Source organism: Streptomyces sp. NPDC026394 (assembly GCF_055567735.1).
In genome coordinates, this window is sequence record NZ_JBVHPX010000014.1 from 111,717 (window position 1) to 124,987 (window position 13,271).

General features: G+C 71.3%; 16 protein-coding genes. 4 read left to right on the forward strand and 12 right to left on the reverse strand.

The window, feature by feature from the left end; translation table 11 throughout:
• Nucleotide 1: 1 nt before the first annotated feature.
• Nucleotides 2-442 carry a hypothetical protein gene (locus ACZ4QV_RS28445; protein ID WP_361142429.1) on the forward strand — a complete coding sequence of 147 codons (441 nt, stop codon included), beginning with the start codon at nucleotides 2-4 and terminating at the stop codon, nucleotides 440-442.
• Between the two features lie 160 nt (nucleotides 443-602).
• Here the strand turns inward: ACZ4QV_RS28445 and ACZ4QV_RS28450 are convergent, their stop codons facing one another.
• Entirely contained in the window at nucleotides 603-2,117 is a 1,515-nt protein-coding gene (locus tag ACZ4QV_RS28450) for a hypothetical protein (protein WP_361588415.1), read from the reverse strand.
• 295 nt (nucleotides 2,118-2,412) lie between these two features.
• On the opposite strand from ACZ4QV_RS28450, the gene ACZ4QV_RS28455 reads away from it, so the two are divergent.
• Nucleotides 2,413-4,257, forward strand: a complete 1,845-nt coding sequence (locus ACZ4QV_RS28455; RefSeq protein WP_467763587.1) for an endonuclease/exonuclease/phosphatase family protein — start codon at nucleotides 2,413-2,415, stop codon at nucleotides 4,255-4,257.
• 86 nt (nucleotides 4,258-4,343) lie between these two features.
• Entirely contained in the window at nucleotides 4,344-5,255 is a 912-nt protein-coding gene (dapA, locus tag ACZ4QV_RS28460; RefSeq protein ID WP_361588417.1) for a 4-hydroxy-tetrahydrodipicolinate synthase, read from the forward strand.
• Here the strand turns inward: dapA and ACZ4QV_RS28465 are convergent.
• The 7 genes from ACZ4QV_RS28465 to ACZ4QV_RS28495 form a co-directional block, all read right to left on the reverse strand.
• The gene (locus tag ACZ4QV_RS28465; protein ID WP_361142438.1) at nucleotides 5,212-6,018 is read right to left on the reverse strand and encodes an EI24 domain-containing protein; all 807 of its coding nucleotides are present in this window, start codon (nucleotides 6,016-6,018) and stop codon (nucleotides 5,212-5,214) included. The two genes, dapA and ACZ4QV_RS28465, sit on opposite strands and share 44 nt — an antisense overlap.
• A 57-nt stretch (nucleotides 6,019-6,075) precedes the next feature.
• A complete protein-coding gene (locus ACZ4QV_RS28470; RefSeq protein WP_467763569.1) occupies nucleotides 6,076-6,783 on the reverse strand; it encodes a hypothetical protein in 708 nt (235 codons plus the stop codon).
• Nucleotides 6,780-6,941 (reverse strand): hypothetical protein, encoded by a 162-nt coding sequence (locus ACZ4QV_RS28475; RefSeq protein ID WP_361142444.1) that lies wholly within the window; start codon nucleotides 6,939-6,941, stop codon nucleotides 6,780-6,782. Before ACZ4QV_RS28475 ends, ACZ4QV_RS28470 begins: the two co-directional genes overlap by 4 nt.
• A 175-nt stretch (nucleotides 6,942-7,116) precedes the next feature.
• A complete protein-coding gene (gene dapD, locus ACZ4QV_RS28480; RefSeq protein ID WP_361142447.1) occupies nucleotides 7,117-8,109 on the reverse strand; it encodes a 2,3,4,5-tetrahydropyridine-2,6-dicarboxylate N-succinyltransferase in 993 nt (330 codons plus the stop codon).
• Between the two features lie 180 nt (nucleotides 8,110-8,289).
• Nucleotides 8,290-9,303 carry a hypothetical protein gene (locus tag ACZ4QV_RS28485; RefSeq protein WP_467763570.1) on the reverse strand — a complete coding sequence of 338 codons (1,014 nt, stop codon included), beginning with the start codon at nucleotides 9,301-9,303 and terminating at the stop codon, nucleotides 8,290-8,292.
• Nucleotides 9,304-9,505: 202 nt separating this feature from the next.
• Nucleotides 9,506-10,063, reverse strand: a complete 558-nt coding sequence (locus ACZ4QV_RS28490) for a TetR/AcrR family transcriptional regulator (RefSeq protein ID WP_361142453.1) — start codon at nucleotides 10,061-10,063, stop codon at nucleotides 9,506-9,508.
• Nucleotides 10,063-10,383 (reverse strand): DMT family transporter, encoded by a 321-nt coding sequence (locus tag ACZ4QV_RS28495; protein ID WP_361142455.1) that lies wholly within the window; start codon nucleotides 10,381-10,383, stop codon nucleotides 10,063-10,065. The genes ACZ4QV_RS28490 and ACZ4QV_RS28495 overlap by 1 nt, the downstream gene beginning before the upstream one ends.
• 129 nt (nucleotides 10,384-10,512) lie before the next feature.
• Between ACZ4QV_RS28495 and ACZ4QV_RS28500 the strand changes: the two genes are divergently transcribed.
• Nucleotides 10,513-11,388: an alpha/beta fold hydrolase gene (locus tag ACZ4QV_RS28500; protein ID WP_361588425.1), complete on the forward strand. Its 876-nt coding sequence runs from the start codon at nucleotides 10,513-10,515 to the stop codon at nucleotides 11,386-11,388.
• A gap of 10 nt (nucleotides 11,389-11,398) precedes the next feature.
• Here the strand turns inward: ACZ4QV_RS28500 and ACZ4QV_RS28505 are convergent, their stop codons facing one another.
• The 4 genes from ACZ4QV_RS28505 to sufU form a co-directional block, all read right to left on the reverse strand.
• Complete coding sequence (locus ACZ4QV_RS28505) at nucleotides 11,399-11,764, reverse strand: VOC family protein (protein WP_361142459.1); 366 nt, start codon at nucleotides 11,762-11,764, stop codon at nucleotides 11,399-11,401.
• Nucleotides 11,765-11,893: 129 nt separating this feature from the next.
• Nucleotides 11,894-12,028: a lasso RiPP family leader peptide-containing protein gene (locus tag ACZ4QV_RS28510; RefSeq protein ID WP_361588427.1), complete on the reverse strand. Its 135-nt coding sequence runs from the start codon at nucleotides 12,026-12,028 to the stop codon at nucleotides 11,894-11,896.
• 435 nt (nucleotides 12,029-12,463) lie between these two features.
• On the reverse strand, nucleotides 12,464-12,799 hold the full coding sequence (locus tag ACZ4QV_RS28515; protein ID WP_030021265.1) for a metal-sulfur cluster assembly factor: 336 nt from the start codon (nucleotides 12,797-12,799) through the stop codon (nucleotides 12,464-12,466).
• On the reverse strand, nucleotides 12,796-13,254 hold the full coding sequence (sufU, locus tag ACZ4QV_RS28520) for a Fe-S cluster assembly sulfur transfer protein SufU (protein ID WP_030021264.1): 459 nt from the start codon (nucleotides 13,252-13,254) through the stop codon (nucleotides 12,796-12,798). Before sufU ends, ACZ4QV_RS28515 begins: the two co-directional genes overlap by 4 nt.
• Between the last annotated feature and the right edge of the window lie 17 nt (nucleotides 13,255-13,271).

Below are 13,271 nucleotides of genomic sequence, written 5' to 3' on the forward strand. Positions count from 1 at the left end.
CATGTCCAGCGCAGCGCAGAAGAGGAAGGGTCCGGGCCGCGAGCACCAGTTCGTCAACGCCCAGGGGTCCGAGGTCAAGACCCGCGACGAGGCGTTCGCCGTACAGCGCGAGGTCTCGGCCGAAGCCCTCCAGGTCACCCAGAAGATGGCGCTCCACAACCAGGCGCTCACCTTCGACATGGAGATCAACTACAACCCGAACACCAACGCCGTCACGGGCGGCCGGATCACCTCCGGCATCTGCGGCGCCCCGTGGGACATCACCGGCGGCTCGATCGGCAGCTCGCTGCGGATCGACGCCAAGCGTCCGGGGACCGGCGGCAACTGCGCCACGACGGTCACCATCATCGGCCAGTTCCAGGTCCCGCTGTCCTACCGCGGCACCTACGGCTTCAACGGCCAGTCCACCACGTTCAACTGCGTGACCCAACTGGTGTGCTGACGGCGCACCGCCGCGGAAGACGCCGGCGGGCGGCCGGAGCACCGAAATGCTCCGGCCGCCCGCCGGTCACGTGGAGCCGGGAGGCCCCTCCTGCCAGGAAGCCGCGGACGCTCAGCCCCCCTGCCAGGAAGCTCGCCCCCTGCCACGAAGGAGCGAACGCTCAGCCCCCCTGCCGGGACCGCGCCTTGAACGCGGCCTTGCGGGCCTCCTTGGCGGTCTTCTTGTCCGGGTGGAGGCGGCCCATGGCTTCCAGGACGTCGGACGTCGCCGGGTGGTCCACCCGCCAGGCGGCGTCGAAGAAGCCGTTGTGCTGACCTACCACGCCCTCGACGAGGCCGCGCAGCTCGGCCGCGCTCTCCTCGTCGGCCTCGGCCGCGCCGAGCTGTGCCGCGATGGTGTCCACGGTCAGCCAGAAGATCATGTCCTGGGACGGCTCGGGGATGTCGGCCGCACCGCGCTCGGCGAGCCAGACCCGGGCCAGACCGCCGAGCTGCCCGTCGTCGAGCACCTCGCGCAGCGCGGGCTCGGCCTGGGCTCCGGCCAGCGACAGCGTCTGCTGGCAGGCCAGCCGGCGCCGCGGCCCGTCCTCGTCGTCGCCGCGGGCGGCCGAGAGCAGGTCACGGGCGGCGTCGACGGGCGTACGGGCGGCGAGCCACTGCTCGGACTCGGCCTGCGCCAGGGGCTCCGGGTAGTCGGGCAGCGCGTCCAGAAGGACGTCGGCGCCCTTGTCGGTGAGGTCGCCGACGGCCGGCGCGTCGACGCCCGCGTCCAGCATCCGGGCGCGTACGGCGTAGACGCCGAGCGGGGTGAGCCGGACCATGCCGTACCGGGAGACGTCCTCGTCCTCCAGGGGCTCGGCCGGCCGCACCGTGGCGCCGTCCTCGTCCAGCTCCTCGATGAGCGCCTCGTCCACCGGCTGGTAGTCGACCAGGCCGATCGGCTGCAGCACCCGGAACTGGTCGTCGAGCCGCATCATCGCCTCGGAGACCTCTTCGAGGATGTCGTCGGTGGGCTCGTCCATGTCGTCCGGGACGATCATGGAGGCGGCCAGCGCGGGCAGCGGTACGGCCTGCGCGGGGTCCTCGTTGAGGGCGGTGAGCAGGTAGAGGTTGCCGAGGATGCCGTCCAGCAGCTCGGCCTCCTCCTCCGGGTTCCAGTCGATCGCGTCCAGGTCCAGTTCGCCGCCCTCGGCGATCTGGTCGGCGATGTCGGAGAGGTCGGGCGCCACGGCGTCGGCCAGTACGGTCTCCATGCCGCCGAGCCAGATGTCGAGGATGTCCTGCGGGCTGCCGGAGGCCAGCAGGGACAGTTCCTCGCCGGGAGCGGCGGTGCCGGTGGCGGCCTCGGGCAGCTCGTCGCCGTCCCCCGCGCTCTCCGCGCCCTCCTCGGGCTCCTCGGTCTCCTCGATCTCCACCAGTCCGGTGTCGACCGCGAGCTGCCAGGCTTCGGCGGCGTACCCGGCGCCGTCCTCGTCCCCGGCCAGACCGAGGTGGTCGACGGCATCGGCCAGCCGCTCCTCAAGGAGCTCGCCGCCGACTCCGACGGGGACGCCGGCCTCGGCCCAGCGGGCCAGCCGCGCGGCACGGGCGAAGAGCGGTGCGCTCAGCGCGTCCCGCGCCAGCTCCGCGTCGGAGTGCAGCCGCACCGGCGGCAGGGTGGGGCGGTCTGCGGACATCTCGGGCTCAGCTCCTCGTGCGGACTACGGCTCGTGCGAAGCCCCAGCGTAGACGGAATTCCGTGCATCTCGGGCGGTTCACCTTGGTTTCCGTTCCCGGACACCCGGCGAGCCTTGACAACTGCCGTGGCCACACAAGAGATTGACGCGCGTAGAGGCTGCCGGACCGTTTCCGCTCCGCTGCGTTCACGCCTTTCATCCGCTGTTCCCCACCCCCTCGCCTGCCTTCCGGAGGCTCTCCGTGTCCGCGCAGATACCGCCGCACACCCCACCGCACGTACCGCCGCACGAACCGATCCGTACGAGCCGTACGCCCCGCCGCCGCGCCCTGCGCAGGCCCGCCACGCTGACCGCGCTGGTCGCCGCCGCGCTGACCGGCGGGCTGCTCGCCGTACCGCAGACCGCGTCCGCCGCGGTCACCCGCATCCACGACGTCCAGGGCACGACCCGGATCTCGCCGCTCGCGGGCCGACAGGTCGCCGACGTGCCCGGCACGGTCACGGCGGTACGGGCCTTCGGCTCGGCCCGCGGCTTCTGGGTGCAGGACCCGCGGCCGGACCGCGACCCGGCCACCAGCGAGGCGATCTTCGTCTTCACCGGCAAGCAGACGCCGAAGGCCGCCGTCGGCGATTCCGTACGGGTCTCCGGCACGGTCAGCGAGTACTACCCGGGCGGTGAGCAGGCCGGCCTCCAGTCCGTCACCGAGATCACCGACGCCACCTGGACCGTGGCGTCCGCCGGCAACCCGCTCCCGGCGGCCGTCGAACTGACCGCCTCCACCGTGCCGGACCGATACGCCCCGTCCGCGGGCGGCAAGAGCATCGAGAACCTGCCGCTGCGCCCGAACGCGTACGCCCTGGACCGCTACGAGTCCCTGGAGGGCATGCGGGTCTCGCTCGCCGACGCCTCCGTCATCGGCCCCACCAGCACCCACAACGAGCTGTGGGCGACCGCCGAGCCCCGCCACGGCCGCACCGTGCGCGGCGGCGCGCTGTACGGCTCGTACCAGGACCCCAACCCCGGCCGCATCAAGATCACATCGCTCATCCCCTTCGCCCAGCGGCCCTTCCCGGTCGCCGACACCGGCGACCGGCTGACCGGCACCACCGCCGGCCCGCTGGACTACGACAACTTCGGCGGGTACGGGATCGCCGCCACCGAACTGGGCACGCTCGACGACCGCGGCCCGGCCCGCGAGACCACCCGCGAGCAGCGCGCCGACGAGCTGGCCGTGGCCACGTACAACGTCGAGAACCTCTCCCCGAAGACACCGCCCGCCAAGTTCGCTCGGCTCGCCGAGGCGCTGGTGAAGAACCTGGCGGCACCGGACATCGTGGCGCTGGAGGAGGTGCAGGACGACAACGGCCCGACGAACGACGGAACCGTCTCGGCGGACGCGACCCTCAAGCAGCTCACCGACGCCGTCAAGGCCGCCGGCGGCCCCTCTTACGCGTGGCGGCAGATCGACCCGGTGAACAACCAGGACGGCGGCCAGCCCGGCGGCAACATCCGTACCGCGTTCCTCTTCAACCCCGCCCGCGTCTCGTTCACGGATGTCGCCGGGGGCGACGCCACCACCCCCGTCCAGGTGACCGGGACGCACGGCAGGCCCCGCCTCACCGCCTCGCCCGGCCGCATCGACCCCGGCAACACGGCCTGGGCCAACAGCCGCAAGCCGCTCGTGGGCCAGTTCTGCTTCCGGGGCCGCCCGGTCTTCGTCGTCGCCAACCACTTCAACTCCAAGGGCGGCGACCAGGGCCTCGACAGCCGCTTCCAGCCGCCGGCCCGTACGTCGGAGACCCAGCGCGTCCAGCAGGCCGAGGCGGTGCACGGCTTCGTCGAGGACGTCCTGGCCGTGGACCCGGGGGCCGATGTCGTGGTGGCCGGCGACCTCAACGACTTCCCGTTCTCCCCCGCCCTCAAGGCCCTGACCGCCGGCGGCGTCCTCACCGACCTCGTCGACCGCCTGCCGCGCGGCGAGCGCTACGGCTACGTCTATCAGGGCAACTCACAGGTACTGGACCACATGCTCACCAGCCGCCACCTGCGCCGCGTGGACTACGACATCGTGCACATCAACGCGGAGTACGCGGACCAGTCGAGCGACCACGACCCGCAGGTGCTGCGCCTGAAGCCGTAGCACCCCGCTCGCCGTAGCACTGCTTACCTTTTACGGGAGCACATCTAAGTAGACCTGAAGACTACGGTGGGGTCAGACTCCGCTCCATGATCTCGACGAGCAGCGTCCCGTCCCCACCGCCCTTCGGCCGCACCACCGCCGCCATGATCACCCCGTTCCGCGCCGACGGCGGCCTGGACCTCGACGGTGCCCAGCGCCTCGCCGTCCACCTCGTCGGCGAGGGCTGCGACGGCCTCGTCCTCAGCGGCACCACCGGCGAGTCCCCCACCACCACCGACGCCGAGAAGGAGGCCTTGATCAGGGCCGTCGCCGAGGCGGTCGGCGACCGGGCGCGGATCACCGCCGGGGTCGGCACCAGCGACACCCGGCACACCGTCGAACTGGCCCGCGCCGCGGTACGGGCCGGCGCCCACGGCCTGCTCGTCGCCGCCCCTGCCTACTCACGCCCCGGCCGGGAAGCCGTCGCCCACCACTTGCGTACGGTCGCGGACGCCACCGACCTCCCCGTGATGCTCTACGACATCCCCGGCCGCACCGGCACCGGTACCGCACTCACCGCCGACACCCTCCAACGGCTCGCGGAGCATCCACGCATCGAGGGTGTCAAGGACTGCGCGTACGACCTCATGAAGACCGCGAAGATACTGGCCTCGACCGGCCTGGCCTACTACGCGGGCTGCGACGAGCAGACCCTCCCCCTGCGCGCGATGGGCGCCGTCGGCTGCGTCAGCACGGTGGCCAACGCCGCGCCGCGGGAGGTACGGGCCGTCCTCGACGCGTACGACGCGGGCGACCCGGCCGAGGCCACGCGCCGCTACCTCCGCCTCGTACCGCTCGTCGAAGCGATGACGGGGACGGAACACCCCGGCGCGGTCACCGCCAAGGCCCTGCTGAACGTGCTCGGACTACCCTCCGGACCGGTCCGCGCACCCCTTCTGGCAGCAGGCCCCGCAATCACCAGCGAGCTGGCGACGGCCCTGAAGACGGCGCAGCAGTAGCCTCCTCCGCTTCCCCCTCGTCCCCATCCTCACCTGAGAGATCACGGACCAGAAGCGTCGCCCCCGCCACCGCCCCCGGCATCAGGAACACGGCCACGAACGGCACCAGGAACAGCAGCACCAGCGGAGTGCCGAACCCGACGGCGAGCCCCTTACGGCCGCGCAGCATCCGCAGGCGCTCCCGCACCGGGATACCGCGCCGCTGCATCGCCACCGAGGTCAGCTCCACCGTCAGGAAGAACCCCGACACACAGAAACCGATCGCCGGCACCACGGTCTGCCCAACGACCGGCACGAACCCCAGCACAAAGAAAAGCAGCCCGAACCCGGCAGCCCGCACCAACACATGCACACTGTCCCTGAGCGAGATCCACAGCTCCCGCCACAACGACAGTCCGGTACCCGGCGGGCAGCCGCCCTCGCTCTCCTCCACCTTCTCCGACAGCGACTCGTAGAACGGGTCGCCGATCAGCAGCGTGACGGCGGTGAAGGTCAGTACGGACAGCAGCAGACCGCCCGCGAACAGCAGCGCGACGAACAGCCCGCGCAGCAGCCCCTGCCAGGGCGATCCCCAGCCGTCGGCGAAGGGCGTCGCCCAGGCCGCGAGGTCACCCGCGAAGAAGGCCAGCGCGACCAGCGCCCCCGCGTACAGCACGAGGGCGATGAGCGCGGGAATCATCCCGAACCCCCACCACCGGCCGTGCCGGGCAACCCAGCGCTGCCCTTTCCCCAGGTACCCCGTTCCCGCCACAAGATCGCGCATACGCGTCAGCCTAGACGGCGCCCGACCGGCCTCCGTCTCCGTACGGTACGGATACGGTCACGAAACCCTGCCGCCGCCGGTGAACCGCGCCAGCTCCCGCTGCAACCAGTCGAGCCGGGCCTGCATGAGCGAAGCCTCAGCAGCCAGCTCGGGCACCGACCGCACCTCGGACACCGCCTCCTCCTTACCCTCCGGCTCCCCCGGCTCCCCACCCGCAACGATCCGCAGCGGCCCGCCCCCGCACCGTACGAACTCCGCGAAGCTCACCGCCGTCCACGACGCGAACGCCGTACGCCCACGCCGGGCGGCGCACTCCGCGCAGACGGCCGTCAGCACCCGCCAGCCCGTACGCCCCCACCCGGCATCCGCGAACGCGCACGGCATCCGGCCGCACGCACACGCGCCGACCCGCGCCACCCGCACCCGCTGCCGCTCGTACCGCATCCCGCGCTCGAAACGGATGTACGCCCCGAGCACGGTGACCTCCAGCAGCACCGCTCTCCGGTGCTCACCGGCACACGCCAAGGCCAGCGCCTGATCGAACGTATGCAAGCAGTAGAACCCACAATCACAGCGCAGGGCCGGGCAGCGATGACGCCGCCCGTACACACAGCGAGCCTCGTCCACGAACCCGTACGGCAACGCACCACCGAGCGAAACCCCGGCGAACCCGGCCCGCGTCCCGTCGTGCGAGATCACCGGATGCGCGAGCTTGAACCCCGCGGGCGGCGTCGCAGGCCGCTCCTCCGGCAGCCGCAGCCTCATCGCCCGGCCGGCACCGGGTCCCGCTCCGGCACGCCGTCGGCCACCACCTCGTCAGGAAGCGCGGTCGCCCCGGCCGTCTCCTCCGCGCACGGCACGCCCTCCGCGCACTCCTCGCTCTCCTCCGCGAAACCGACAGCAAGCGCTTTACCCAGCCTCATGACGCCTCCAAGGACGGTACGTACGGCCGGTCCGTCGAACACCGTCCCGCCATGGTGACCCAGGGACGCCCCGCTTGGCACCGTCCGATACCGGCCACAGCACCCACCGCACACGACCGCGGCCCGGCGGGGATTCCCACCGGGCCGCGGTCTGTGCCGTGTGCGGCGCGCGTGCTCAGTTGTGACTGTGCAGCACGTCGTTCAGGCCGCCCCAGTTGGCCTTGTTGGGGCGGGCCTCGACGGTGCCGGTGGTGGAGTTGCGGCGGAAGAGGATGTTGTCGGCGCCGGAGAGTTCGGCGGCCTTGACGATCTGGCCGTCGGGCATGGTGACACGGGTGCCCGCGGTCACGTACAGGCCGGCCTCGACCACGCACTCGTCGCCCAGCGCGATGCCGATGCCGGACTCGGCGCCGAGCAGGCAGCGCTCGCCGATCGAGATGATCTGCTTGCCGCCGCCGGACAGGGTGCCCATGGTGGAGGCGCCGCCGCCGATGTCCGAGCCGTCGCCGATGAGGACGCCCGCGGAGATACGGCCCTCGACCATCGAGGTGCCGAGGGTGCCCGCGTTGAAGTTGACGAAACCCTCGTGCATGACGGTGGTGCCGGCGGCGAGGTGCGCGCCCAGCCGCACGCGGTCCGCGTCGGCGATCCGTACGCCCGCCGGCATGACGTAGTCCGTCATCCGCGGGAACTTGTCCACGCTGGTGACCTGGAGGTGCAGGCCCTCGGCGCGGGCGTTCAGGCGCGCGGTCTCCAGCTTGTCGACGGGCACCGGGCCGATCGAGGTCCAGGCGACGTTGGCCAGCAGGCCGAACATGCCCTCCAGGCTCTGGCCGTGCGGCTTGACCAGCCGGTGGCTGAGCAGGTGCAGGCGCAGGTACACGTCGTGCGCGTCCAGCGGCTTGTCGTCCAGCGAGGAGATGACCGTACGGACGGCCACGACCTCGACACCACGGCGCGGGTCCGGGCCGACCGCCTTCGGCGCGGCCTCGCCGAGCAGCTCGACGGCGCGCTCGTCGGTCAGCCGCTCGGTCCCGGCGGGGCCGGGGTCGGCGACCAGCTCGGGAGCGGGGAACCAGGTGTCGAGGACGGTGCCGTCGGTGGTGACGGTGGCGAGCCCGGCGGCGACGGCGCCGGTGGCGGGGGTGGAGGTAGCAGCATCGGTCATGTCGAAAACCTAACCGGAGGGGGGCGGTGGAGGCGAACCGGTCCCGGGGGGCGCGACGCGGGATCAGGCCAGGCCCCGGCCCCACACCCGGAACCGCCCCCGGCGCCAGCCCCGCCCCGGGCCAGGCCGACACCAGCCCCACCCCCCGACTCGGCACCAGCCCTGCCCCTGGCCCGGCACCTAGATCCGGCTCACCGTGCCGCAGTGGCCCGCCTCGTCCTCGCTCAGCTCCTTGCTGCGGTCGTACGGATCGACCTCCGGCCCCGACGTCATGGGCCCTGATCGGCCGTCCGCGAACCGGGGGTGCAGGAATCCGTCGTACACCTCGCAGGCGGTATTGCCGAAGTCGGAGTTGTACCTGGTCAGGGCCAGTTTGCCCAGCGTCGCCCGGAAACGTTCCGGGTCGTTGACCTCGACGTCCACCACCCGGCGGACCACCGTACGGGTCACCTCGGAGGCGCCCTGGGCGGCCCGTACGACCGGGTAGACGAAGGTGTAGTCGGAGTGGATCACCAGTGCGCCGTCCTGCCCCTCCTTGAACGTCATCCGCCCCCGCGTCTTGACGACGTCGCCGGCGGGCCGCGCCTCGCGCGGGTCGAAGCGGGTGAACAGTTGCAACGGGTCGTGCTCGCGGCCCGGCTTCGCCAGCCAGGCTTCCAGGTCCTGTCGCGTTCCCGGCTGGAGCGGGTCGACAAGGTCCAGCGCCGCCGCGGGCCGCTCGCCGCGGAGCGTGCGCGGGTTCAGGTTGGCGTCGACGAGCAGGTCCCTGGCCTTGCGCAGGACGTCCGCCACCTCGTCCTGCGACAGTCGCCCCACGGCCTTGGCCTCCGGCGGGACGAGGCCGGCGGCGCCGTCCGCGTAGCGCAGGGCGGGCGAGCCGGCGAAGGGTTCTTTCAGGGTGGGGGTGGCGGGGAACGTCTCGTCGGCGGGTGCGGAGCCGGGTGCAGCGGTCTCGGCCGGCAAGGGTTGGGCCACGGCGTCACCACCGGCCAGGCCGGGCAGCTTCGACCGCATGTCACCGGGGTTCACGGCGAGCGTCACCACCCCAGCGGCGACGATCACCACCGCCACGCCGGTACGTATCCGCTTCCGCCGCCGCGCGGCCCGCCCGGCCCGGTCCCGCCAGGCCGGCCCGGTGTACCAGTTCTCGGTACCGTCCGCCTGCGCGCCCGCGCCCCGGGTCTTTCTCTTCACGTGTGTTCGCTCGCCTCGTACCGCCGGGTGGCTACGGGCGCGGAACGCCGCACGAACCCCCCAGGTGATCATTAACGAACAAGATCTACACGGGAACGGACACACGCCACAAGTTGGCTGGTGATCGAACGGCGCCCCGCGCGCGACCACCGGAAGCCACCGCAAGCCACCGCAAGCCACGGCACGCCACCGGCACCTCACCTCACCCGATCACCCTCGCCACCGCATCCCGCACCTCCGCCCGGTCGAACGTCCGCCCCGTCAGCAGATGTTGCAACATCAGCCCGTCGATCAGCCCGACCAGCGCCCGCGCCGTCCCCTTGTCGCCGGTCCGCCGCTCCAGCAGCTCGACCATGGCATCGAGACACTCGGCCGCGAGCGGACGCACCGCCTCGTGCCGCAGCGCCGCGAGATACAGCTCGTATTCCAGCTCCACCCGCGCCCGGTCGCCGCTTCCGCCTTCACCCCCGCCCAGCCACTCCTCGACCAGCCGCGTCACCTCGTCCGCGAGCGGGGCCGCGGGATCCACACCCCGCACCCACACCTCGATCCCGGTCAGCCACTCCCCGTTGACCTGCCGCAACGCCGCCGTCAACAGGTCGTCCAGCGAGGCGAAGTGGTACGTCGTGGACCCCAGCGGTACGTCCGCCTCGGCCGCCACCGCACGGTGACTGAGCCCGGCGATGCCCCGCTCGCCCACCACACGGATCGCCGCGTCGATGATCCGCTGCGGCCGGTCCGGGTCGTAACGGCGCGGCATCAGTGCGTCCCGCCCAGATTCAGCACGACGACCCCCGCGATCACCAGCACCACCCCGATGATCCGCGCCGCCGTCGCCGCCTCCCCCAGAAACACCATCCCGATCGCCGCGACGACAGCCGTCCCGGCCCCGGACCAGATCGCGTACGCCGTCCCGACGTCCATCGTCTTCAGCGTCTTCGCGAGCAGCACGAAGGCGATGACGTATCCCAGCACCGTGCCGAGCGAGGGCCACAGCTTGCTGAAGCCGTCGCTGTACTTCATCGAGGTCGTCGCCAGGATCTCGGAGATGATCGCCGCGGCAAGCGTCACATACACCATATGTACGAGCGTACACAAGGATGCGTACGGTCGTACACAACCGGATCGCGCCCCTCCGCGCCGGCGTCTCCGGCACGGCTTGGCGAAACTCGGGTGCGGAGCGCCCCGCTCCCGCCCATGATGTTGATCATGTCTACGTATGTCGATGCACCTGACCGGCTGGGCGAGAGCGCTCTGCCTGACGGGCGGCTACTCGGCTGGGCCGAGTGGGGGCCGCCGGACGGAGTGCCCGTCCTGCTGTGCCCGGGGGCGGCCACGAGCCGGTGGCTCGGCTTCGGCGCAGACGTTGTCGAGTCGCTCGGCGTGCGCCTCGTCTCCGTGGACCGTCCGGGGCTCGGCGTCTCGACGCCCGCCCCCGGGCGGACCTTCTCCGCGTTCGCCGAAGACCTGCGGCACCTCTGTCTGCTGCGAGGGCTGGGGCGCCCCGCCATGGTCGGGAACTCCCAAGGCGCACCCTTCGCTCTCGCCTGCGCCGCGGCGGGGGTCGCCTCGGCACTGGCGGTCGTCTCCGGCGCGGACGAGGTTGCCGCGCCGCAATTCGCTTCCGTTCTGAAACCGGACCTGCGCGGTCTCGTCGAGCGGACCGCGCACGATCCGGCCGGTGCCGAAGAGCTGTTCGCGACCTTCACCGCGGATGCGATGTGGGACATGGTCATGGCCGGAAGCCCGGAGTCCGACCTTGCCGTGTACCAGGACCCCGGTTTCGCGGCCGGCTACCGCAGGGCCTTGGACGAGGCATTCGCTCAAGGCCCTGCCGGTTACGCCCGCGACACGGTCCTGGCGATGGGGCGGTGGCCCTTCGCCCTCGACAAGATCCGTGTCCCGGTCGACATCTGGTACGGCGAGCAGGACACCAGCCACTCACCCGACAACGGAGCGCTGCTCGCTGCCCGTGTCCCTGGTGCGCATCGTCATGTCGTGCCGGGAATCGGCGGGGCACTGCTGTGGACACATGCCCGGTCGGTCCTCGCGCCGCTCGTCGGGGCAGCCGGCTCCGGCGGGTAGGTGACATCGGTCAGTCCAGCAACGACTTCTTCGGCCGCAGCACGCAGAATTCGTTCCCCTCAGGATCTGCCAGCACCACCCACGACACATCCTCCCCCTGCCCCACGTCCACCCGGCGCGCCCCGAGCCCGATGATCCGTTCGACCTCGGCGGCCTGGTCGTCCGGCGACAGCTCGATGTGCAGCCGGTTCTTTCCCGCCTTCGCCTCCGGTACGGCGAGGAAGCCGATGCCCGGCAGCGCGTGCTCGTCCACCGCGATGATCACTTCTTCCTCGTCCTCGTGGATGATGCGCCAGTCCAGCACCTGGGCCCAGAAGGTGGCGAGCCCCTTCAGATCGTGCGCGTCGATGGAGAGCTGATACAGAGAAACGGCCATGCCCGCCAGTGTGCCGGGCGGACATGGCCGTGTCAGGGGGTCGGCGCAATCACCGCGGCGCGCTTCGCCAACCGCAGATGCCGGTGCGGGGGCGCTGTGGCACTGATGGGCGCGCCCGGTAGGGCAGGCTCACCACCAGGGGGGCAGATGGCCGCCGTTGCCGTCGCTGCCATAGGTTCCGTGACCGAGGGTGAGTTCGGTGAAGTCGCCGACCTCCACGACTTCCGGGGATTCGTACTCGGCGGCTTCCTGGACGTCCTGCATGGTTCCTCCCTGATGCCGGCGTACGCACGGCTTGTTCGCCTTGATCCCATGGTGTCCGTCAGGGGCGGGGGCCGCCGATCCCTCACAGGAGCGGGCGGATGGCGCGCGGGCGTAACCGGCCTTGCCCACATGACCGACGCCTGCCCCCGTCGCCTCCGGCGCACGAACCACAGCCGACCATCGAGCACATCACTTCTTCCTCGTCCTCAGAGAGGGCCACGTCCGCAAGGTCGCCGGGCGGACGTGGCCGTGTCAGGAGGTCGGACGATCAGGTGGGGAACTCCCGCACATCCCAACCAGACCGGCTGCATCAACATCGTCACGGCTGTACAGGTGACCGAGGTCTTCCGGGCGGCGCGCAAGTAGACGTGCAAACGGCTGTGCCCGCCGGAAGTACTCCGGCGGGCACAGCCGCGAAAACAGATCGCGTTCCGATCAGACGTTGAACCCCAGTGCCCTGAGCTGCTCACGTCCGTCATCGGTGATCTTGTCCGGGCCCCACGGCGGCATCCAGACCCAGTTGATCTTCAGTTCGTTGACGATGCCGTCCGTGGCGGACTTCGCCTGGTCCTCGATGACGTCGGTCAGCGGGCAGGCCGCCGAGGTGAGCGTCATGTCGATGGTGGCGATGTTGGCGTCGTCCACGTGGATGCCGTAGATCAGGCCCAGGTTGACGACGTCGATGCCCAGCTCGGGGTCGACGACGTCGTAGAGGGCCTCGCGGACCTCTTCCTCCGAGGCCGGCTTGGTGGTCACTGCGTTGTCGGTCATGCGGTTTTCGCCTCCTCGGAGAGGGCCTTGGCGGTGGCGTCCTTCCAAGCCATCCAGCTCAGCAGGGCGCACTTGACGCGGGCCGGGTACTTCGAGACGCCGGCGAACGCGACGGCGTCCTCCAGCACCTCCTCCATCGCGTCGTCCGGCTCCAGCTGGCCGCGGGACTGCATCAGTTCCAGGAAGGTCTCCTGGATCTTCTGCGCCTCGCCCAGCTCCTTGCCGACCAGCAGGTCGTTGAGCACGGACGCGCTGGCCTGGCTGATGGAGCAGCCCTGGCCCTCGTACGACACGTCTTCCACGGTCGCACCGTCGAGCCGTACGCGCAGGGTGATCTCGTCACCGCAAGTCGGGTTGACGTGGTGCACCTCGGCGTCGCCGTCCCGAAGACCGCGCCCGTGCGGGTGCTTGTAGTGGTCCAGGATGACGTCCTGGTACATGGAATCCAGCTTCACGGCTCAGTCAGTCCTCG

Bases quoted from the DNA above. Each gene is read 5' to 3' on its own strand.
- ACZ4QV_RS28450 (WP_361588415.1), bottom strand. From the start codon at position 2,117: ATGTCCGCAGACCGCCCCACCCTGCCGCCGGTGCGGCTGCACTCCGAC.
- ACZ4QV_RS28500 (WP_361588425.1), top strand. From the start codon at position 10,513: ATGTCTACGTATGTCGATGCACCTGACCGGCTGGGCGAGAGCGCTCTG.
- dapD (WP_361142447.1), bottom strand. From the start codon at position 8,109: ATGACCGATGCTGCTACCTCCACCCCCGCCACCGGCGCCGTCGCCGCC.
- ACZ4QV_RS28470 (WP_467763569.1), bottom strand. From the start codon at position 6,783: ATGAGGCTGCGGCTGCCGGAGGAGCGGCCTGCGACGCCGCCCGCGGGG.
- ACZ4QV_RS28445 (WP_361142429.1), top strand. From the start codon at position 2: ATGTCCAGCGCAGCGCAGAAGAGGAAGGGTCCGGGCCGCGAGCACCAG.
- ACZ4QV_RS28510 (WP_361588427.1), bottom strand. From the start codon at position 12,028: ATGCAGGACGTCCAGGAAGCCGCCGAGTACGAATCCCCGGAAGTCGTG.
- ACZ4QV_RS28495 (WP_361142455.1), bottom strand. From the start codon at position 10,383: ATGGTGTATGTGACGCTTGCCGCGGCGATCATCTCCGAGATCCTGGCG.
- ACZ4QV_RS28505 (WP_361142459.1), bottom strand. From the start codon at position 11,764: ATGGCCGTTTCTCTGTATCAGCTCTCCATCGACGCGCACGATCTGAAG.
- ACZ4QV_RS28475 (WP_361142444.1), bottom strand. From the start codon at position 6,941: ATGAGGCTGGGTAAAGCGCTTGCTGTCGGTTTCGCGGAGGAGAGCGAG.
- ACZ4QV_RS28490 (WP_361142453.1), bottom strand. From the start codon at position 10,063: ATGCCGCGCCGTTACGACCCGGACCGGCCGCAGCGGATCATCGACGCG.
- dapA (WP_361588417.1), top strand. From the start codon at position 4,344: ATGATCTCGACGAGCAGCGTCCCGTCCCCACCGCCCTTCGGCCGCACC.
- ACZ4QV_RS28465 (WP_361142438.1), bottom strand. From the start codon at position 6,018: ATGCGCGATCTTGTGGCGGGAACGGGGTACCTGGGGAAAGGGCAGCGC.
- ACZ4QV_RS28515 (WP_030021265.1), bottom strand. From the start codon at position 12,799: ATGACCGACAACGCAGTGACCACCAAGCCGGCCTCGGAGGAAGAGGTC.